The organism is Mesobacillus sp. (assembly GCF_057785455.1).
The window spans coordinates 61,097-81,606 of the sequence record NZ_JBYNSB010000023.1; the positions used below are offsets into that span (position 1 = coordinate 61,097).

The following is a 20,510-nucleotide window of genomic DNA, read 5'->3' on the forward strand; positions in this document are numbered from 1 at the left end:
TAAAACTATTAAACAAAATATCCCTCCCGACGATATATAAATTGTAAGGGTAAATAAGGGCGGCCGACCTTATTGAACCGAACTAATTTAACTGGTTCACAAGGAAGTGAACCGTACATTCAAGGAGGAAATTTATAATGAGAATTAATCACAATATTGGTGCATTAAATACTTTTCGTCAGTTAAACACTGCTAACGGGGCACAATCTAAGTCAATGGAAAAATTAGCATCAGGCCTTCGTATTAACAAGGCAGGAGACGATGCTGCTGGTCTAGCCATTTCAGAGAAAATGCGTGGTCAGATTCGTGGATTAGATATGGCGAGCAAAAACTCACAAGACGGTATATCATTAATTCAAACAGCTGAAGGAGCATTAAACGAAACACATGATATTCTTCAACGCATGCGTGAGTTAACAGTTCAATCAGCAAATGATACAAACAATGCAGATGATCGTTCTGCACTACAAGGTGAAATGAATCAATTAGCAAAAGAAATCGATAGAATCGCTAATAATACTCAGTTTAACACTAAGAACCTGTTAACAGGAAGCTTTGCTAGCACTGCTATCACTTTCCAAGTTGGAGCTAACCAAAACCAAGTTATTGCATTGACTATTGGTACAATGTCAGCATCAGCTTTAGGAGTAGGTTCTGGAGCCGGTGAACTTGCTACAGCATTAGATATCAGTGGAACTGCAGCTTCATTTGGTTCTGTTATTTCAAGTATTGATGCCGCAATTAAATCTGTTTCGGATGAACGTGCAAAGTTTGGTTCATACCAAAATCGTTTAGAACATACTATTAATAACTTAAATACCTCTTCTGAGAACTTAACTGCAGCAGAATCAAGAATTAGAGATGTTGATATGGCGAAAGAAATGATGACTCAAACGAAAAATTCAATTCTTTCTCAAGCTGCTCAAGCAATGTTAGCTCAAGCAAACCAACAACCTCAAGGCGTACTTCAATTGTTACGTTAATTTATATAAACAAACCTATCAGGCTACCTGATAGGTTTGTTTATAGAAGTCAACATCCATATTTAAAGAGGATATGGATGTTGACTTCTATTAATTTTATAACTACCTAGGGGTGACATAATGCATACGTTTATCTCTTTATGTATGATTGTTAAAAATGAGGAAAAAGTATTAAGAAGATGTCTAGAAACAGTTGTGAACATTGTTGATGAAATAATTATTGTTGATACGGGTTCTTCAGATGCAACTGTCGATATTGCGAAAAAATACACAGAAAAAGTATTTAGCTTTAATTGGAACAATAACTTCTCAGAAGCTAGAAATTATGCAGCTTCGAAAGCAAATGGTGAATGGATCCTTGTATTAGATGCTGATGAATTTGTGGATAGTACTAATTTACAAGAAGCGGTTACACAAATTAGATATAAAACTGAACACGACATTTATGCAGTTAATATAATAAATTTCACTGGAAGATTTGGAGAACACTCTGCACAACATCAGCATGTAAGAATTTATAAAAACGATGGCAGTATAAAATTTACCCGTTCAATACATGAACAATTGGTTAAAATTAATTCTGAATCTGTAAATGTAGGAATGTCATCCCTAGTTATTTATCATTCTGGATACCTTGAAGAAACATTGAAAGAAAAGAATAAATCTGAACGAAATCAACAATTAATAGTGACTGAACTTGAAACTGGTAGAAGTCTGGGTTTTGACTCGTTCAATAGGGGAAACGAATTAAAGATTCTCGGAAAAAATGAGGAAGCACTTGAATGCTTTATATCAGCTTACAAAAATAAAGATTGTTTTGAAACAGCTTGGGTCCCTTTCTGTCTAATCAATATTATCGAAACACTAATTACATTAAAGAGGTACAAAGATGCACTTCAGGTGATAAGTGATGCAGAAGTGATATTTAAAACTTCTCCAGATTTTCTATTTCTAAAAGGACAAGTGTATTTGTATCAAAATCGGAATTATGATGCTAAAAGAGTTTTTGAACATATATTGGAAAATAATAATAAATTTACTGTTGTTATAAAAAGTGTAGAATTTAAACAATATCTTCCTAATAAAGCTTTAGGATATATTCATATGCGAAATAAAGATTACGAAAAAGCAATTCAGTATTTTATAGAAGCAACAAATATTAATAAGTATTCACTTGAATCATTTCAAAATATCATTACTATTTTAAATAGTAAGCATTCTTATTCTGAAATTTTTAATTTTATTACTAAAATATTACCGAAGTCAAGTCGAGATTTTTTAAAGAGAATTATTGTTGGTACAATAGATAGTGGATTAATTTCTCTGTCAAAAAAGTTAATAAGACATTATTTTAATGATTCCTCTTTCGAAAATGAGGCTTTGAATTTTAAGGTGAATATTCTTGAAAGTAAGTTAGATGGATTTAGCAAAGAAGTAGAAAGCGCCTTTATTTTAAAAGCAATTCAAATGTCAATAATTGATAGTGCTGATTTAATTATTCTATATTGGAGTTTAACAAGTAGTCATTTAAAAAATACGATTGAATTGATCTTGCTAAATACTCAGTTAAAAGGTGTAGTTTCATGGTTAAAAGGAACGCGATCTGAGGATATTGATCATAATGACCTTAAAACTTTTTCTGAAGTTTATATTAATATTGTTCATAAGTGCTTAGTATATAATCAATTTGAGTTATTAGAATTATTGATCAATCAAAGAAACATCTTAGGAGAATTTGGTAATTCAATGCTTGCTACAATTTTATATAAGAACCAATATGAGGAAATTGCAATAGAATTCTATGCAGAAGCTCCTGAAAATACCATTAGCTCAGAAGGGTTTGAAAACATCATAATTTGGCTGATTCAAACTAATAATCTTGACGAGGCGTATCGCATAGCAACTATAGCAATTGAGTATTTTGACAGGGATTTTAAGTTTTATCAATACTTACTATCATTGGGTAGAGAACTTAATCACCTTGATAGTACTATTTTGGAGAAGGCGTTAAAACTTTTTGAGAATAGTGAGTGGCTATATTTATTTAATAAGAATCAAATATAGTGTCTTATCTCAACTATTTAATTAATTCCATTTATAAAATCTAGAGTAACATAGGTTGCCTATAATTTTTGTTCGGTTAAAAAAGGGTATGGGAGAAAACTATTATTTAGACACAAATATTATGTGAAAGTAGAAGTGTCGCAATCATGGTCTTTAATAAAATAAAAAACTCCTCCACATTACTTATGATGGAGGAGTTCTTTATTGTTAAAAATGTTTGGCAAAATCCGGTAAAGTGTTAAATTCTCTTTAAAATATGGAATAAGTGGTAATTTTTAACGTCCTTAATCATTAACTTTTCCTTTTCACAGGGTATTTTATCCTTATTAAATTTGCGAATATATCAACATTTTGAACAACCAGTGAATGAATCTAATTACTTACTCAGTAAAATTAAAGTTTGGTTTTGTTTTCCCATTACTTAACTCATAGAGCACTTTATCCATACCATTTTCACAATATTGGACATATGTCATTAAAAATTCTTCTTCAGTATAATACCTTCTTCCAATTTCATCTCTCTTCTGCTTATTATACTTTAAACAATCTATTTCCAGTTTCTCCAAAGGTACTAAATGAAGATTATTAACGATGGTTAATTCAGAATATTGTAGATTAAAATTTGCTGAACGATCTGAAAGATGATCAAAATCGATTTCTCCGTACTTTCTTAAGAAATTAATCCAAACGTACTGTTCATTAGCATACTGATGTGAAAAATTTGGCATATAGTCTGGAAATGGTCTAGGAATTTCTTCGAAAAACCGTGCATGATTTGGTAAATTGGCAAGTGGGATATCCCAGATAGCTAAAACATCCTTTTTTAAACCAAAGAAAACCCAATCAGTAGGATGATAAACTAGAGGATCCCTTCTAGGGTTTGTGGAGCCAAAGGTTGAAGCAACTACTCTTTTATCCAATAACCTCCAGTATTCACTCCTTTTTGGTAACATGTCAAAGAATTGCATAAAACCTTTACCATTTAAAACCATATCACTTCTTATTTTTAAAACAAATTTATTACTTGCTTCTTTTATTCCATTCCTGCTAGAAACGATCATTCGATTTACATTACAAGGTATATCAAAAGAGTTAATGCCTGAATTTACTACCCCTGGATCATCATTTTCGATTAGTTTGTCATATGGTAGCCCAGTTGTATCTGAACCTTTCCATGTGGAAAGTATTATCTCGGCATTTTTTAAATGTTTTTTAATACTTTCTATAGATCTTAAGGTGAATCTGGACAAATAAGGATCCGAAGAAAGCCCAACCACTGGTCCCTGGATGACGACTGAGATATTAGCATCAGAAATATTATTCATAGTTATCTCCTTAGTGATATGTATTTTTAAAAATTACCTTTTAATGTTGATGCTACTATATAACATTATATAAATACAATAATATTTTCAATAATTGCTTATATCTCTTTAACATTAAAGAATAACCATTATATTTTTTGAAAAACATTTTATAACAAATTATTATAAAGAAATTTTGGTTAATATTTCCATCAGTAAACAAAATCAATCTAGCTAAAAAGATGATTATATATGCCGATAATAAAATACGAGAATAAGGTTTGAGAGGGGTAAGGAATTGCAAGTCTTAAGTCATAGAGGATTCTGGAATAAAAGAGAAGAACGCAATACAAAGGAGGCATTTTATAGATCCTTTGAAAATGGTTTCGGAATTGAAACAGATATAAGAGATTTTTTTGGTAAACTTGTAATTTCTCATGATCCCCCAATGGGTGGTGAGCTAAGTTTGGAAGAATTTTTTGTTATTTATAACTCTTATGGGGGGAATCTACCTTTAGCGTTAAATATAAAATCTGATGGTCTTCACAAGGAATTAAAAAGGTTGATTGAATATTATCAAGTTAGTAATTATTTTGTTTTTGATATGTCTATCCCAGACCAAATTAGCTATCATAAACAAGGCTTCAAAGTATTTACACGTCAGAGTGAATACGAAATAGATCCCTCGTTATATCATTTATCATTAGGGGTATGGCTGGATGAATTTGATACACACTGGATTAGTGAATCTGTCTTAAGACAGCATTGTGAAAATAAAAAAAGGATCTGTATAGTATCACCTGAATTACATCAAAGAGAATACATAAAAGAGTGGAGAGAGTATAAAAAAATTGAATGCTATTTACCTTACGAACCAATAATTTGTACTGATTATCCTCAAGAAGCTAAAAGATTTTTTCATGGTGGTGAGTAAATTGATTAAGGCGATTATTTTTGACATGGATGGTGTCTTAGTTGATGCGAAGGACTGGCACTACGAAGCTTTAAATAAAGCCTTGAAATTATTTGGATTTGAAATAAATAGATATGACCATCTAGTGACGTTTGATGGTCTTCCTACTAAAAAAAAGTTAGAAATGTTATCCATGGAGAAAGGGTTACCACGAGCGTTACATGGGTTTATAAATGATTTAAAGCAAGACTTTACAATGGAGATCATTTATCAGAAATGTAAACCAATTTTTTATCATCAGTATGCACTTTCCAAATTAAAGAGTGAAGGGTATAAGCTTTGTGTTTGTTCGAATTCTGTTCGTAATAGTATAGATGTAATGATGGGAAAATCAGACTTACTAAAATACCTCGAATTTTTCCTATCTAATCAAGATGTAAAAGAAGGAAAACCTAATCCGGAAATTTATATCAAGGCTATTGGGATGTTGGGATTAAAACCTGAAGAATGCTTAATTGTGGAAGATAACGAAAATGGAATTAGAGCAGCTGTTGCAAGTGGAGCATTTGTACTAGAGGTAAATAATGTGGAAGATGTAACGTACCAAAATATTAAATCCAAGATAGAAGAAATAGAGGAGATTAAGAATGCTAAATATAGTTATTCCATTGGCGGGGCATTCTAATTTTTTTGAAGTTAATGAATATCCATTTCCTAAGCCTCTTATTGAAATAAATGGTATTACAATGATTCAACATGTTATCGAAAATTTAAATCACATTACATTAGATAAAAAATTCATCTTTATTGTTAAGAAAGGAGATTGTGTTAAATACCATCTTGATAATGTTTTAAGATTAATAACTGATAATGAATGCGAAATTATTCAGTTAGAGAAAGAAACTATGGGTGCTCCTTGTAGTATATTAATGGCAATAGAACGCATTAATAATGACGATATGCTACTTATTTCAAATGGAGATCAAATTATCTTAGAGGATTTTAATACTGTGATTAATGAATTTGTAAGTAATAATGCAGATGCCGGTACAATTTGCTTTAAATCGGTACACCCTAAATGGTCATATGTAAGGTTGGATACATCTTATAATGTAGTCGAAACAGCAGAAAAAAGGCCAATAAGTAATTACGCTATTGCAGGATGGTACTTTTTTAAAAAGGGGCAGGAATTTGTAAATTCAGCTATGAAATCTATAAAGAATGATGCTAATGTAAATGGGTTATTCTATATCGCTCCAACTCTCAATGAGATGATATTAGCTAACAAAGAGATAAATATTCATAAAATAGAAGCTGGAAAATATTATTCATTTTATTCCCCACAGAAGATAAAGGAATATGAAAAAATGATAAGTCTATGTAAATAGGAGAATATATGGAAGTATTTGATTTGAAAGATATGATAAAAGGATGGTTCGTGGGTAACTTTGAACCTACATTATTAAAAACAGACCAATTTGAAATTGCTGTAAAAAACTATTCAAAAGGAGATTATGAACAAAAACATTATCACAAAAAAGCTAAAGAAATAACTGTTATTATTAGTGGGAAAGTAAAGATGAATAATAAAACTTATGGTGAGGGGGAAATTATTATAATCCTTCCCAATGAAGTTACTGATTTTTTAGCATTAACTGATTGTAAAACTGCGGTAGTTAAAACTCCTAGTGTTAAAGGGGATAAATATATAGTGGGAGAGTAGGATATTGTGAACATAGTAATTCCTATGGCTGGTGAAGGAAGTAGATTTAAAAAGGCAGGATACGAGAAACCTAAGCCATTTATAGATGTAAATGGAAAACCAATGATTATGAGAGTTTTAGATAACTTAAAAGTTGATGGTGCAAGGTTTATATTAATTGGAAGAAATGATCATCTTGAAAAGGAAAAAGATTTAGTTAATGAAATAAAAATAAATCACAATGCAACTTTTGTGACTGTAGATAAGTTAACAGAAGGTACAGCATGCACAGTACTATATGCTACGAAATATATTAATAATGAAGAACCTCTACTAATTGCCAACTCCGATCAATTAATTGATGTAAACGTTTCTGATTTTATAAAAGACTGTAAAAAAAGAAAGTTAGATGGATCTATTTTAACATTTATTGATGAATTTAAAGATCCAAAATGGTCATTTGCAAAAATTAATGATTCACAACAAGTTATTGAAGTTAAGGAGAAAACTGTTATTTCACAATATGCAACAGTAGGAATTTACCTTTTTTCTAAGGGGAAAGACTTTGTAGATAGCGCTACCGATATGATAATGGCAAATGAAAGAGTTAATAATGAATTTTATACATGTCCAGTGTACAACTATATGATTGCTGAGAATAAGAAAATAGGTATTTATAATATAAATTTTGAAGAGATGCATGGTTTAGGAACACCAGAAGATTTAAATAATTATCTTTTTAAGATGAAATCACTTACCTGTTGAAGGAGAATCAATAATTGAAAAAGTTAAATTTTAATCCATACCTTTTCTTAAGTCTATGAGACACAGGGACGGTTCCTCCCGTCGCAAGGAACTGATATTTAGAGGTTTCATTGAAAGATTCTTGTAACTTGTTTAGATAAAAGTAATTGAAGGCTCCCCATTGTGAGGAGCCTTTCGATATCTTACAATTAGTAAACAATCAAATGTCCACCAAACCCATATGACTGGGTATCCCGCAGAAAGGCTAGTTTAGCTACGGGTGTTGCTGCCTCAAAGATATCCTTGCACCAATTGGAGTGATAGAGAGCAGTCTTTTGAAAGATAAGCCGCTTTAAGGGTAGTAGAATCAGAAAATTTATCCACAACACCAAAAGCCGTCTTTTGTTTGCAGGACAATTCTTCTGGCTTGTTATTTCCTTTATTTGGAAAAATAATAGGGAGTATCTAGTAATGGTTTTAATTTTAGCCGCTCCTTAAGTATTACTCTTGCCTCATGCAATATCGGTAAGAAATCCATAATGTATTCCATCCATTCACGCAAACGGGATCAGATCATGTATGGCGTATTTAGATAACGCTCCTCAACTTCAGTGCTTCTAAAATAGCAGCCTAACAAATCCCCGTACAGCAGATTGCCCTTTTGACGAAGTTCAGACTGTAATTCCAGGATATTCGTCAAAGTCTTTGGGACAGAATATTTTCCATAACTATTCATAATTCACAATCCAATAATAAGTTCACTTTAAACAATTCAAAAACTATTGTGAAAATTCCTGCCTGGTGGAAGCAGAAGATACGTCCCCGTGCTTCCTGCCTGATTGAAGCAAAAGATATGTCCCATATGGGAAAATTTCCTCATTCAAATAAATTCCGTTCCAGCCGATACAAAGTATAGATTTCAAATGTTCGGAGTGTGTTGATATGCAGGTTACGAACCAGATGGTTTCCAGACAGGGGAATGATAGCCAGCTTCCGGTTTCTTCGGGGGATATGGGTTCTGTTTTCATAAAGGAAAAGCTGAGTGGCAATGAAGCGAATGTGCTCTTTAAGGGGCTGGAATTCAGCGCCCGGTTTGAAGGCCAGATGCCATTATCTAATCGGATTCAGGCGAAAGTGGTCGGCATGCCGGAACCCGGGAAACTCGTATTAAGGGAAATTCCCCCGTCTCCTGCAATGAATGCTGCAGATACAACATCATTGGATGCTCGTCTTGCAAAAGCAGGGATTGATCCCGCAGCCAATAGTAATTTAAAAAGTGCAATGAAAATCTTTGATGACAAAGGAATCACGCTCACGAAGGACGAGCTTGTTACTTTGCAGAAGTTTTTAACCGAAACTCCTGGAAAGGCATCAGAAAAAATAGAAGCGGTCAATGTGTTGGCGCAAAAGAATCTTCCGGTGACGGCGAATCACTTGAACGCTATCCATACTGCTTTACATGGAACAGATTTGAAGGACGCTCTGCGGGAAATAACGGGTGAAATGAAAATCGAAGTTCCTAGAGCGCAAACTAACATGGATAGTGGAGACCTGCGTCCTGGTAATGGGCCGAAAAATATTGAACAAATTTTACAGGACATAAAGAACGGAAATTACTCACCTAAAGACATTGAACCCCTATTACGCCGCCTAGATACGAATGGCCGCCCGGAACTTGAGCAATTGAAACAGGAAATCACAAAGGCACTGCAGATCCATGAAGCGGGAGCGGACCGAATCAGACAGGGACAAAATGCGGATGGGGAAAAATTGCTGAGGATAGCCGCTGCCAGATTGCGAGAGTCACTTGAACGCTTATCGGCACAAAACATGAAACAATCCGAAACCGAAACACCTGGTCAGGATTTACTCAGCCTCAAAAACCTTTTAAAGGACGTCCAAAAGGAAGCATCTTTAGCCAAAGTCCTTGAATCGATAGGAAAGGCTCTAAATGAACTGGAAGGCAATAAGACGATTGATTCCACACAATTAAAGGCTTCTTTCGAAAAAGCATCCATGCTTGCTGAACAGGGCAGGGAGCTTGCTGCACGAAAGGTTGTGGCGGAAGCGATGAACCAGCTGGAAAAAGACCATCCATCGCTACAGAGAGGCGGGGAACAGCTGGGTTTGACAGACGCTGAACAATACGCGATCAATGAATCGCTTCAATCTCTTGCGCTCCAGTCAAAGGCGATATTGGTAACAGAAATAACAAAAAAACTATCACAGCTGGCGATCGATTTTAAAAAAGTAAAGCAGGAAATCACGAAGAGCCTCGATCATGTATCTTTAATGCTAGACAAAGGCGGAAGCAAGGTCAATGCGAAACAAACTCTCGATGCAGCAATCAATAAACTGGATAACGCGATTCTGAAAAGCAACTTCATGCTTTATACGGACATGATGACTGAGAAGAAGATGCTCACAGCAAGTTCCCGGCTTGCCGAAGCGCGCAATCTCCTCGCTAAAGGAGAGTATTCCGAAGCAAGCACGATTGTAAAAGATGTGAAAACGACGCTTGATCAGATCATCTATAAACCTTCAAATACAAGAGTCCAGCACTTCGTCAATGAGCAGAGTTTGCTTAACACCTCCAAAACAGTGGATGAACAGCTAACAGCTGCTGTCAGGCAAGCGGTAAGGCCGATGCCTGACCAGGATTATTCTGCCCGCCAAGTGTTTGAATCGTTAAGACGTCTTGGATTGACGCATGAAAATGATGCAGCGAACAGTCTCGTCTTCGGTTCTAAGGGTGACCAGGGAGAGTTGGATCAAAACTTGAAAGCAAGGCTGATCCAGATGGCCCAAGACGCAGACGGTCATCCGAAAGCAGAGCAGGCACTGGCAAACATCACAGGCCAGCAGCTTTTAAATAAGCAGGATCCAACAGGGATGCAAAATTTATTTCTGCAAATGCCTTTCCTTTTGAATCAAGAGATGGAAAACATCAAAGTGTTCATTAATTCCCAGAAGTCAGGAGATAAAATCGACTGGGAAAATTGCAGTCTGTATTTCGTGCTCGATACGAAAAAACTCGGCGAAGTCGGAATCCAGGTGACGGCCCATAACCGCAATATCTCGATCACTTTTAACAGCCAAAAAGACGGATTGGAAAAGAAGCTTGAGCCGATGACTGAGATCTCCAGGGAGCGCCTTCAGGAGATCGGATACAAGCTTGAAGCGCTTAAAGCGAGAAAGCCTGCACCAGAAGCAGGTATCGAACCAGTGGAAGGCCAGCCTGCTAAACTAACACCTGCTTTTACAGAGAAGGGGTACAATTTCACGATATGAGCAACCTTTATTTTAACCAGAAAAATAGAAGGCATCTGAACGGTCCCACGGCTGCAGTGATCAAATATGATGACGACCTTAGCAAGTCACCGACGATTGTCGCCCAAGGTACCGGGGCAGTGGCGCAGAAGATCATCGAGCTCGCGAAGAAAAATAATGTCCATCTTCAGGAGGATTCATCCCTGTTGCAAAACCTGCTGGATATTGACTTAGGCGATTCCGTACCGCCTCAGCTGTACGGAGTCATAGCGGAGATTTTCATCCTGCTGGAGGAATTGGAGAAAAACTATTAAACATCGAGCGGATTTACCGATAGAATCTATAGTTACCATGATGGAGGTATATGATGGAGGCACTGACAAAGGACGTCATATTCAAGAAGAGTCCCCAGGAATTGACGGCTCTCCTATACGAAGGAATCATCGATAATCTGGAGCAGGCGATTGAGTATATCGAGGGAAAAGACTACCTTAATGCGAACCTGAAGCTGCAGCGTACGAATGATATTTTACATAGATTGGGCGTCGGGCTGAAGTATGAAGCAGGCCCGATTGGCCAGCAGCTGGACCTTCTGTACAATTACATGGCTGATCAGATCATCATGGCGAACATCAGGAAGGATGCTTCGATTTTAAGAGAAATGATCTCGTTGATTGAGCCGATCGTGCATGCCTGGAATGACGTTTTAAAGAAAAAAGTAAACGTCTCTCAATCCAGTGTGGTACGCAAGGTGTCAGCCTATGAAAATAGTATCATGAGAGTCCAAAACTAAGAGAAATAGAGGGAGAACAGAATGAGAATCAACCATAATATTTCTGCTTTGAATGCCTATCGCAACCTTGCGATTAATAATACAAATACAGCGAAAAGCCTGGAGAAATTGTCTTCAGGATTACGAATTAATAAAGCTTCTGATGACGCTGCCGGTCTTGCTATTTCGGAAAAAATGCGTTCGCAGATCCGCGGACTCGAAATGGCGGAGAGGAATGCCCTTGACGGAATCTCGATGATCCAGACAGCAGAAGGCGCGCTTTCTTCATCGCATGAAATCTTGCAGCGTATGCGTGAGCTTGCTGTACAGGCTGCAAACGATTCCTATACTGAAACGGATCGTGCTGAGATTCAGAAGGAGATTAACCAGCTTACTTCTGAGCTGAACCGAATCGGAAATTCAACCGAATTCAACGCAGCATCTTTATTGGATGGAAGCAGGAAAAATACTTTTGTGGCAAATGGGAAAGGATTCCCGAACAATGTTTCGCCATTTGTTGATCAAAACAATACGGGAATGCAGCTCGTGGTCGTAGATGGAGATGAACTTACTGTTGGTGAGCATCAAATGACTGTCACCCGTGCTTACGCCGGAACAGCAGACCCTGACCCAATTGTACCTGCAGAGAACAGTTCGATTTTTGCAGGGGGAAGAATCGAGCCGACAACAGACGTCGAGGCGGATGATTGGAAATTAACGTTCCAGGAAGGCAAGGATGCGGCGATTACGGCTGTGGAACCGAACTCCACAGGTGTTATGGTAAGTGTCGCGAATGGCGGCACGAACCTCGCTGCCGGAGCTCACCAGGTAACAGTCAGCGCACGGGAAGTCGGAGCAGCCTTCCCAGGAGGAGCGCAAGACTATACAGTCCCTAAAGCGGAAGCTTCACAGGTTTCTTCAACCAGCGTGAATGGCAGCTTCACTTTTAGCGATGGAGTTATTAGTTATGACACAACGAGCAACCTGATCGGATTGCCAGCTGTTAACTATCAAGATACGATTACCCTTAAATACGATGGAACGGCATTTATCGTATCAGGCGGCCCGATTACGAGTGAACTTTATACACCAGGCACTGAGTTCAACCACCACGGCTTGAAGTTTACGATGGAAGCGGCAGACTTCGATGCTGGCGAAGAAATCAGCTTCACGATTCCAGGCGACAAGGGAACCATCGCAACTGAACCGAAGGCAGGCTTCAGCGGCAGCTTTACTTTTGACCCAGCACAGCCATTTAAGGTGAATACTGAAGTAGGGACTGGACAGTGGTCTATTGAAAAAGTAGCTGCAGGATATCAGGTTGCTTTTGACGGAACTGATCAGGATGGCAATCCATCGAAGTTCACTGAAGTAGTAGCAGCTAATGCAAAGTACAATGAGCATGGATTGGAATTCCAAATCGCCACTTCTGATATGAACGATGGCGATAAAATTACTTTTGATACAAGCAGTGCTACGAAAATGTATGACTTCACGATTGATGTGGACGGAAGCCAATATATTATTCCGGAAGTCATGGGAGCAGGAGCGGCTGGCTCAATCAGCAGTTCATACGCAGCTGCAGGCCTTGCTCAATTTGAAGGTTTATCCCTTGATATTGCTAACTTAACGGAGGGGACATTCAGCTTCACCGTTGATCCGGCTGTTGCAGATACTTTCAAACTAGCAAGCAGCTCAGGAAAATCAGCTGATGTTGAAGTTGGCAAGCTTTTTGATGATTATGGCTTACAGTTTGTTGTCGAAGATACAACTGGTTTGAGCAATGGCCAGGTTATTTCTTTCAACACGGTCGATCCAGTAGATGGCTATACTTATAGCGTCAGCATTGATAGCAAGGATCCTGTTGAAGTGGCTGTCAATCAGCCTGAGAACCAGCCTGCCCAGGTACTGGGATTCGCGGGAATTGCTGGCCTTCAGCTGAACTCTTTTGATTTAAAAGAAGGTTCATTCAAGTTTGAGATCGTCGAAACGGGAACAGGATCTGATGACTCGATTAACTTCCAGATAGGAGCCAACTCTGGTCAAACTGTTTCACTGGAAGTTAATGATATGCGTGCAGCATCTCTCCAGGCAAGCTCAGCAGCTGCGGGAGAAAAGACCATCACTTTAGAAAATGGGACCAGCCAAAAGGTCTGGTATACAACCGAACCGACTGTCAGCAACGGGAAATCTGACGAACTGACAGAGTATGCGGTCGATGTTTCTACTCATGAAAAAGCACAGGCAGCTATTTCTGTCTTTTCTGATGCCATCCAGAAGGTTTCTTCCGAACGTGCGCGCCTTGGTGCCATCCAGAACCGTCTTGAGCACACTGTTAACAACCTGAAGATCATGACTGAAAACGTGACATCCTCTGAGTCCCGTATCCGCGACCTTGATATGGCGAAGGAAATGTCCAATTTTACAAAGAACAATATCCTGAACCAGGCAGCACAAGCAATGCTTTCCCAGGCGAACCAGATGCCGCAGGGCGTTCTTCAGTTACTGAAATAAATTCCATAGGTGAGAGGCAGCCATTTGCCTCTCCTTTCTTATGCTATAATTATAGATAGCTATTTTTTTAATAAGGGTGTGAACGTATGGATGTTCAGCGCGTTTCCAGGGCCTCACTAAACAAGATGGGAATGAAGGAACAGGTTGCGAAAGACTCGATTTCGTTCAGTGAAGTGGTCGGTCAGCGCCGCACGGATATCACTTTTGAACGTCTAAGTAAAAAAATGAAGGAAATCGAGGGTCAGGGTCAGAAGCTAGTCGAAACCAGGTCTATTGAAAACCTAAAAAAATATAAAAAACTCGTAAAAGATTTTATGGAAGACGCTGTAAAAAATGGGCTTGAGCTGAAAGAGCACAGAGGCTTCAACCAGCGCGGTTCCTCGAAGATTTATAAGCTTGTAAAAGAAGTAGACAGCAAACTCATCGATTTGACTAACACGGTCCTCGATAAAGAGAAAAAAGGGATCGATTTATTAGGCCTTGTTGGCGAAATCCAGGGCATGCTGATCAATATTTATACGTAAAGCTTCCTCATGATGAGGAAGCTTTTTATTTTTCACAAAATGTTAAAGAGTTTTGACTGTCAGGCCGATATATACAATATAATATGCGCTTTCGAGGAGGCAATTTTTCATGATCAACAGTCTCTCTTCAAATACAGCGGGTTCCTACATCTACGAAACGATAAAGACAAAAATTGATAGTATCGACAATGGTCCAAAAACTGCACCTGAGGAAATGGTGCCGCAAGTTCCTGTACAGGAAGAGTCGCAAACCATACCTAAAGAAAAAATGGAAGGTGTCGTTGAAGGACTCAATAAGTATCTTAAGCATAGCAATACAGCTTTGAAATTCCAGTACCACGAAAAATTGCAAGAGTATTATGTGACTCTAGTAGATGAGAATACAAAGGAAGTAGTCAGGGAAATCCCGCCTAAAAAAATGCTTGATTTTTACGCGGCGATGAATGAATTCCTTGGACTGATCGTAGATAAGAAGATTTAGAAGGTTGGTGAAGTAACATGGTGAGAATCGGCGGCCTGGCAAGCGGCATGGATATTGACACAATTGTCGGCGATTTGATGAAGGCAGAGCGGATGCCAGTCAATAAGCTGAAGCAAAAGAAGCAGGTGATTGAGTGGCGACGGGATGATTATCGTGCCATGAATAGTCTCTTCCTGGATTTCCGGAAAGAATTGACAAGCATGAAGCTGTCATCGACCTTTCGAGTAAGGACGACTTCTTCAACAAACGATGCACGGGTTTCGGCAACAGCAAACAGTTCTGCCAGTGAATCTTCATTTTCGATTTCCAGCGTGAAACAATTAGCCAGTGCGGAAACGATTAAAAATGGAGGTTCGATTGCAGGCTCGACTTTTGATAGCAATAAAGCTTTGGTATCACAGCCATTCTCCACAGGTGTTGCTTGGAACACTGGAGTTGTTGAAAGTAAAACTGTCAAGGTAGCTGCTGATAGCACGAAAGTAAGTCTAGGATTAACTGCAGATGAGCTTGGGAAAATTGACCCGGCTGACACAGCTAAATTGCTCTCCTGGAGCGTAAAAGTAAATGGTGAGAGTTACAAAGTAGTAACTGGAACACCGACCGCTAACAGCAATGAGGTAAAATTCGATACAAGTACAGGTGAACTTGTTTTTGGCAAGACGATTGCAAAAGACAGTGCCATTGCTGTTGAATATGTAGCGAAAACGAAAACGGAAACAACTTCTGCGATTACGAAAGATACTCAAAACTTACAGTTATCCAACGGAGCCCTCAACAATATTACAGGAATGAAATTAAGTATTGGAACAGCAGCCCCAGAGAATCTAACGTTTGAGGCAGTAACCGGCGAACCAAACAGCAGAAGGATTATGCGTGGAACGGAAGAAGTAGGGGTGCTCGATACTGTTACAGGAAGCATCAAAGTATCGGAAAGCATGCGTACACTTGCGGGATCTACTACAGATTCAATTAAACTGGAATTCACTTATGATCAGAAGTATACGAGCTTTTCCGTTTCCTCCTATAAAACTGGAGGAACTAAGGTAACCGAGAATTTTCTTGTTAAAGGTAATGAATCATTGAACCAAGTAATTAACGAGGTTAACTCATCCACTGCTGGCATTACGATGTTCTATGATGATTTTACAAAAAGCATGACGATGACCAGGAAGGAAACTGGTGACTTCAACACTGCGGGAAAAGAAATCGAATACACAGGTTCCTTTATCATAGATACATTGAAATTCGGGGCTGTTAGCAACGTGACGACTGCCGGGGCTAACGCAAAATTCACAATCAATGGCCTTGATACTGAACGTACTTCAAATACATTCGAAATGAACGGTGTTACTTTTACATTAAAGCAGACCTTCAATAATAATGCAGATCCTGCATTAAACACAGAGCCTGCGGCCACGGTGAATATTAACAATGATACTACAACAGTCTTCGATAATATTAAAAAATTCGTAGATAAATACAATGAGCTAATTGACAAGATTCAAAAGAAAACCGGTGAGACTTATTACAAAGATTATCAGCCATTAACAGATGAACAGCGGGAAACATTAAGTGAAAAGCAGCAGGAGCAATGGGAGGAAAAGTCAAAAAGCGGCCTATTGCGCCGAGATTCCATTTTAACTGGAGCACTTTCCCAAATGCGGTCTGACTTCTATACGCCAGTCGAAAATGCTGAGGTCAGCCCTTTGTATAAACAGCTTGCGAGTATCGGAATCACTACTTCAGCCAACTATCTTGAAGGCGGAAAGCTGCAGATTAATGAAGCCACTTTAAAGAAGGCAATTGAAGAGGATCCACTATCTGTTGAACGGCTTTTTAATGCATCGGGCACAACAGACGGTCAAAAAGGAATTATCCAACGTCTGTATGATACGGCTAATGAAACTATGGACAAGCTTAAGGAAAAGGCTGGGAACGCTTTTTCCACTAACCAGCAATTCAGTCTGGGAAAAGACTTGTTAAATGTAGATAGTCAAATTAAACGTTTTGAATCCCGTCTCACCCAAGTAGAAAACCGTTACTGGCGCCAGTTTACGGCAATGGAAAAAGCGATTCAGAAAGCAAACAGTCAGTCTGCTTATCTTATGCAGCAATTCAGCGGTGCTTAATAAAATGCCCTTTCACAAAAAGGAGAGTTAAATAATGGCTTTGAATAACCCATATCAGTCTTACCAGCAATCTTCCGTTAACACAGCATCCCCGGGGGAGCTGACGTTGATGCTATATAACGGATGCTTGAAATTTATCAATCTGGCCAAACATGCGATTGACCAAAAAGATATCACTGCCAGGAATACAAATATCCTTAAAGCGCAAAAGATCGTTCAAGAGCTTATGGTCACTCTAAATATGGATTTGGAAGTATCACAGAACATGATGTCTTTGTATGATTACATGCACCGCCGTTTAATCGAGGCGAATATTAAGAGCGACAAGGCGATTTTAGAGGAAGTGGAAGGACTTGTAACGGAATTCCGCGATACGTGGAAGCAGGTCATCCAAATGAACCGCCAGAAGCAGTTTGCTGAGGGTGGCAGAGTATAGTGGGTGCTGTCAGCCAGTTTTACCAGCGGACAGAGAAATTGGTTCGGATTTTGGAATCAGCAGAGGAACGGGATGGGAAAATCGAACAGGTCCAAACTCTGTTAGAGGAACGCGAACGTTTGATGAGTGAGATGATTCCTCCTTTTACCCCGGATGAGGCTGAGGTCGGGAAAAGACTGATTCCGCTTAATGCCAGGCTGATGCAGCTTTTACAAACTGAAAAAGCCTTGATCCAGAAGGAGATTAAAAATCTCCAGGCTAAAAAAGAATCCAATACCAAGTACGTCAATCCATATCAGAACCTTTCGACAGACGGCATGTTCTACGACAAAAGAAATTAGGTGGAAATGGATGACAACCTTAAGTGAAGAAAAATTCCTCCTGGTGCAGCAGTATGCGGGCTTGCTGGAAACAATTGAGGAAGCGTTTGAACATATGCTGGTCTGTTTTGAGGAGTTAAGATTTGAAGGGGCAAAGGACCTGTGGGAGGATATCCTCCTGGCTTTTTCGCAGATAGATGACTCGCATTCAATCATATCCAATCAGTTTATGGAAAGTCCGGCCCTGTTAAGGTGTTTCGAACAGTTCATAGAGGTACTTGATGCAACGGAACTGCTTGAACATGAAGACAACATCGTAGTAGTTGGACAAATTATCAGCAAAAAAATCTATCCGGTTTTTTTAACCTGGAGAGGACAAATCGATCTGGAATTAAAACCTTATTATATCCTTTAAACCGCCCAATTTCGGGCGGTTTTTCCATGGCTAATAGGAAAATATAAATTTTGAAAAAATTTATATTTTCCTAACGCATAAGGGCAACTACGCCTCTGTCTTCGCCCTGAGGGCTCGCCAATCGGCGAGTTTTCTTTATCTGGACAGCCTCTGACAAAATATCTACTATTCTGACAGTAAAAACAGACATAAAATCGTCAAATCTTCTGACTGTTTTTGAAGGAGTTCTTTGGGGTAAAATAGAATTAGTAATACATAGTCATATCCCAAAGGAGGAGTCCACTATGAACTACAACATTCGTGGAGAAAACATTGAGGTAACTCCAGCAATCAGAGAGTATGTTGAGAAGAAGGTTGCTAAGCTTGAGCGTTATTTCACGGAGTCACCCAATGCTAATGTGAACGTTAACCTGAAAGTTTACCAAGATAAAAAAGCGAAAGTTGAAATTACAATTCCAATGAAGGACCTTGTGCTCCGCGCCGAGGAAACTCATGAAGATATGTATGCGGCAATCGATTTGATCACTGACAAATTGGAGCGCCAAATCCGCAAGCACAAAACAAAGGTTAACCGCAAATTCCGTGATAAGGAAAGCCTGAAGGACTTCGTTCCAATTTTCACAGAAGTTGAGCAGGTTGACGAAGATGAGGATCTTGAAGTTGTCCGTACTAAGAGCTTCGACCTGAAGCCAATGGACAGCGAAGAAGCGATCCTGCAGATGAACATGCTGGGCCACAGCTTCTACGTCTTCACAAACGCTGAAACAAACCAGACAAACGTCGTTTACAAGCGTAATGACGGCCGTTATGGTTTGATTGAAGCTCAATAACTTCACAAGCAAATGACCCACAGTCAGAAATTGGCTGTGGGTTTTATTGTGTCTGGAAAAGGAATATTTATACCGAATGCCGAAATATTTTTACAGGAGGCGAATTAAATGACATTTTCAATCGTTGGTTATGATCCGCAGGAAAAAGAATGGGGTATTGCCGTGCAATCCAAGTTTCTTGGAGTAGGGGCGGTTGTTCCTTTTGCAAAAGCAGGGGTAGGAGCTGTTGCGACGCAGTCATACGCGAATACAGCTTATGGTCCGCAGGCGCTTGAATTGATGGCACAGGGCAAATCGGCTCAGGAAGTGATGGAGCTGATCACGAAGAATGACCCTGACAAGGAAATGCGCCAGGTTGGCTTGATTGATGCTGAGGGAAATGCTGCGACTTTTACAGGTACATATTGCTATGACTGGGCAGGCGGAGTGACCGGCAAGCATTTCGCAGCGCAGGGTAATATTTTAGTAGATGAGAATACGGTTCAGAGGATGGCAGAAATGTTTCAGTCAACAGAAGGGGCGCTTGCTCATCGGTTACTGACAGCTCTATATGCTGGTCAGCAAGCCGGTGGAGACCGCAGGGGCCAGCAGTCTGCTGCTCTGCTTGTGGTAAAAGAGAAGGGCGGCTATGGTGGCTACAACGACCGTTATATCGATCTGCGCGTTGATGACCATCCAGAACCGATTAAAGAACTGATCCGTATCTATGGCCTTCAGCAGCTTTATTTTGCCAAAGCTAAGCCGGAAAATGTTGTTGCAATTGAAGGGGATGTGAAAACGGAAATCGCTTCACATTTAAAGCGTTTGGAATATTTAACAGCTGATCCGGCTGATGATGAAGAGCTGCACAAAGCCCTGACTGCTTATATCCATACGGAGAACTTCGAGGAAAGAGAGCAGGAGAAGGGGAAAATCGACCTGGAAGTTTTGGAGTTTATGAAAAACCAATAATTGCAGGATCCCTCTGATATAAGTCAGAGGGATTTTTTACGGACGCCCTGCCATCCTGCATCAGTTGTCACTCTATGGTGTAAGTGGTAAGATAGAAGGGGAAATAAATCGAATTTTTCTAAAAGGGATTCGGTGCATTCACAGCGAATCTTTTTTCT

General features: G+C 38.9%; 20 protein-coding genes and 1 pseudogene. 20 read left to right on the forward strand and 1 reads right to left on the reverse strand.

Annotated features, from left to right (window positions below):
* Positions 1 to 137 precede the first annotated feature (137 nt).
* Both hag and AC3EBE_RS08430 read left to right on the forward strand, forming a co-directional pair.
* Positions 138 to 983: a flagellin Hag gene (hag, locus tag AC3EBE_RS08425; protein WP_488594574.1), complete on the forward strand. Its 846-nt coding sequence runs from the start codon at positions 138 to 140 to the stop codon at positions 981 to 983.
* A gap of 120 nt (positions 984 to 1,103) precedes the next feature.
* Positions 1,104 to 3,047: a glycosyltransferase gene (locus AC3EBE_RS08430; RefSeq protein ID WP_488594575.1), complete on the forward strand. Its 1,944-nt coding sequence runs from the start codon at positions 1,104 to 1,106 to the stop codon at positions 3,045 to 3,047.
* 380 nt (positions 3,048 to 3,427) lie between these two features.
* On the opposite strand, the gene AC3EBE_RS08435 is transcribed toward AC3EBE_RS08430, so the two are convergent.
* On the reverse strand, positions 3,428 to 4,372 hold the full coding sequence (locus AC3EBE_RS08435) for a WavE lipopolysaccharide synthesis family protein (protein ID WP_488594576.1): 945 nt from the start codon (positions 4,370 to 4,372) through the stop codon (positions 3,428 to 3,430).
* A gap of 277 nt (positions 4,373 to 4,649) precedes the next feature.
* On the opposite strand from AC3EBE_RS08435, the gene AC3EBE_RS08440 reads away from it, so the two are divergent.
* From AC3EBE_RS08440 to AC3EBE_RS08525, 18 genes and pseudogenes are all read left to right on the forward strand, one after another.
* Entirely contained in the window at positions 4,650 to 5,285 is a 636-nt protein-coding gene (locus tag AC3EBE_RS08440; RefSeq protein WP_488594577.1) for a PI-PLC domain-containing protein, read from the forward strand.
* Position 5,286: 1 nt separating this feature from the next.
* Positions 5,287 to 5,949, forward strand: a complete 663-nt coding sequence (locus tag AC3EBE_RS08445) for an HAD family hydrolase (RefSeq protein ID WP_488594578.1) — start codon at positions 5,287 to 5,289, stop codon at positions 5,947 to 5,949.
* Positions 5,912 to 6,652, forward strand: coding sequence for a glycosyltransferase family 2 protein (locus AC3EBE_RS08450; RefSeq protein ID WP_488594579.1), 741 nt, complete (start codon positions 5,912 to 5,914; stop codon positions 6,650 to 6,652). Before AC3EBE_RS08445 ends, AC3EBE_RS08450 begins: the two co-directional genes overlap by 38 nt.
* 8 nt (positions 6,653 to 6,660) lie before the next feature.
* Positions 6,661 to 6,987 carry a hypothetical protein gene (locus AC3EBE_RS08455; RefSeq protein ID WP_488594580.1) on the forward strand — a complete coding sequence of 109 codons (327 nt, stop codon included), beginning with the start codon at positions 6,661 to 6,663 and terminating at the stop codon, positions 6,985 to 6,987.
* A gap of 6 nt (positions 6,988 to 6,993) precedes the next feature.
* On the forward strand, positions 6,994 to 7,731 hold the full coding sequence (locus AC3EBE_RS08460) for a glycosyltransferase family 2 protein (RefSeq protein ID WP_488594581.1): 738 nt from the start codon (positions 6,994 to 6,996) through the stop codon (positions 7,729 to 7,731).
* Positions 7,732 to 8,652: 921 nt separating this feature from the next.
* Complete coding sequence (locus AC3EBE_RS08465; RefSeq protein WP_488594582.1) at positions 8,653 to 11,001, forward strand: hypothetical protein; 2,349 nt, start codon at positions 8,653 to 8,655, stop codon at positions 10,999 to 11,001.
* A complete protein-coding gene (locus tag AC3EBE_RS08470) occupies positions 10,998 to 11,294 on the forward strand; it encodes an EscU/YscU/HrcU family type III secretion system export apparatus switch protein (RefSeq protein ID WP_488594583.1) in 297 nt (98 codons plus the stop codon). The genes AC3EBE_RS08465 and AC3EBE_RS08470 overlap by 4 nt, the downstream gene beginning before the upstream one ends.
* 50 nt (positions 11,295 to 11,344) lie before the next feature.
* Positions 11,345 to 11,773 carry a flagellar export chaperone FliS gene (gene fliS, locus AC3EBE_RS08475; protein WP_488594584.1) on the forward strand — a complete coding sequence of 143 codons (429 nt, stop codon included), beginning with the start codon at positions 11,345 to 11,347 and terminating at the stop codon, positions 11,771 to 11,773.
* A 21-nt stretch (positions 11,774 to 11,794) separates the two neighbouring features.
* Positions 11,795 to 12,211 (forward strand): annotated as a pseudogene (locus AC3EBE_RS08480) (flagellin N-terminal helical domain-containing protein); the annotation flags it as partial.
* Positions 12,212 to 13,822: 1,611 nt separating this feature from the next.
* Positions 13,823 to 14,266, forward strand: a complete 444-nt coding sequence (locus AC3EBE_RS08485; protein ID WP_488594718.1) for a flagellin — start codon at positions 13,823 to 13,825, stop codon at positions 14,264 to 14,266.
* An 86-nt stretch (positions 14,267 to 14,352) separates the two neighbouring features.
* Complete coding sequence (locus tag AC3EBE_RS08490) at positions 14,353 to 14,790, forward strand: YaaR family protein (RefSeq protein ID WP_488594585.1); 438 nt, start codon at positions 14,353 to 14,355, stop codon at positions 14,788 to 14,790.
* A gap of 109 nt (positions 14,791 to 14,899) precedes the next feature.
* Positions 14,900 to 15,271 (forward strand): flagellar protein FlaG, encoded by a 372-nt coding sequence (gene flaG / locus AC3EBE_RS08495; protein ID WP_488594586.1) that lies wholly within the window; start codon positions 14,900 to 14,902, stop codon positions 15,269 to 15,271.
* A gap of 17 nt (positions 15,272 to 15,288) precedes the next feature.
* Positions 15,289 to 17,400, forward strand: a complete 2,112-nt coding sequence (gene fliD / locus AC3EBE_RS08500; RefSeq protein ID WP_488594587.1) for a flagellar filament capping protein FliD — start codon at positions 15,289 to 15,291, stop codon at positions 17,398 to 17,400.
* Between the two features lie 34 nt (positions 17,401 to 17,434).
* Entirely contained in the window at positions 17,435 to 17,836 is a 402-nt protein-coding gene (fliS, locus tag AC3EBE_RS08505) for a flagellar export chaperone FliS (protein WP_488594588.1), read from the forward strand.
* Positions 17,836 to 18,177, forward strand: coding sequence for a flagellar protein FliT (fliT, locus tag AC3EBE_RS08510; protein WP_488594589.1), 342 nt, complete (start codon positions 17,836 to 17,838; stop codon positions 18,175 to 18,177). Before fliS (AC3EBE_RS08505) ends, fliT begins: the two co-directional genes overlap by 1 nt.
* Positions 18,178 to 18,187: 10 nt before the next feature.
* The gene (locus tag AC3EBE_RS08515) at positions 18,188 to 18,571 is read left to right on the forward strand and encodes a DUF8042 domain-containing protein (RefSeq protein WP_488594590.1); all 384 of its coding nucleotides are present in this window, start codon (positions 18,188 to 18,190) and stop codon (positions 18,569 to 18,571) included.
* Positions 18,572 to 18,855: 284 nt separating this feature from the next.
* A complete protein-coding gene (gene hpf / locus AC3EBE_RS08520; RefSeq protein WP_488594591.1) occupies positions 18,856 to 19,401 on the forward strand; it encodes a ribosome hibernation-promoting factor, HPF/YfiA family in 546 nt (181 codons plus the stop codon).
* Between the two features lie 108 nt (positions 19,402 to 19,509).
* On the forward strand, positions 19,510 to 20,352 hold the full coding sequence (locus tag AC3EBE_RS08525; RefSeq protein ID WP_488594592.1) for a DUF1028 domain-containing protein: 843 nt from the start codon (positions 19,510 to 19,512) through the stop codon (positions 20,350 to 20,352).
* Positions 20,353 to 20,510: the final 158 nt, after the last annotated feature.

Bases quoted from the DNA above. Each gene is read 5' to 3' on its own strand.
- AC3EBE_RS08525 (WP_488594592.1), top strand. From the start codon at position 19,510: ATGACATTTTCAATCGTTGGTTATGATCCGCAGGAAAAAGAATGGGGT.
- AC3EBE_RS08455 (WP_488594580.1), top strand. From the start codon at position 6,661: ATGGAAGTATTTGATTTGAAAGATATGATAAAAGGATGGTTCGTGGGT.
- AC3EBE_RS08450 (WP_488594579.1), top strand. From the start codon at position 5,912: ATGCTAAATATAGTTATTCCATTGGCGGGGCATTCTAATTTTTTTGAA.
- hpf (WP_488594591.1), top strand. From the start codon at position 18,856: ATGAACTACAACATTCGTGGAGAAAACATTGAGGTAACTCCAGCAATC.
- AC3EBE_RS08465 (WP_488594582.1), top strand. From the start codon at position 8,653: ATGCAGGTTACGAACCAGATGGTTTCCAGACAGGGGAATGATAGCCAG.
- AC3EBE_RS08485 (WP_488594718.1), top strand. From the start codon at position 13,823: ATGCGTGCAGCATCTCTCCAGGCAAGCTCAGCAGCTGCGGGAGAAAAG.
- fliD (WP_488594587.1), top strand. From the start codon at position 15,289: ATGGTGAGAATCGGCGGCCTGGCAAGCGGCATGGATATTGACACAATT.
- AC3EBE_RS08430 (WP_488594575.1), top strand. From the start codon at position 1,104: ATGCATACGTTTATCTCTTTATGTATGATTGTTAAAAATGAGGAAAAA.
- fliS (WP_488594588.1), top strand. From the start codon at position 17,435: ATGGCTTTGAATAACCCATATCAGTCTTACCAGCAATCTTCCGTTAAC.
- AC3EBE_RS08515 (WP_488594590.1), top strand. From the start codon at position 18,188: ATGACAACCTTAAGTGAAGAAAAATTCCTCCTGGTGCAGCAGTATGCG.
- AC3EBE_RS08435 (WP_488594576.1), bottom strand. From the start codon at position 4,372: ATGAATAATATTTCTGATGCTAATATCTCAGTCGTCATCCAGGGACCA.
- fliS (WP_488594584.1), top strand. From the start codon at position 11,345: ATGATGGAGGCACTGACAAAGGACGTCATATTCAAGAAGAGTCCCCAG.
- AC3EBE_RS08470 (WP_488594583.1), top strand. From the start codon at position 10,998: ATGAGCAACCTTTATTTTAACCAGAAAAATAGAAGGCATCTGAACGGT.
- AC3EBE_RS08490 (WP_488594585.1), top strand. From the start codon at position 14,353: ATGGATGTTCAGCGCGTTTCCAGGGCCTCACTAAACAAGATGGGAATG.
- flaG (WP_488594586.1), top strand. From the start codon at position 14,900: ATGATCAACAGTCTCTCTTCAAATACAGCGGGTTCCTACATCTACGAA.
- hag (WP_488594574.1), top strand. From the start codon at position 138: ATGAGAATTAATCACAATATTGGTGCATTAAATACTTTTCGTCAGTTA.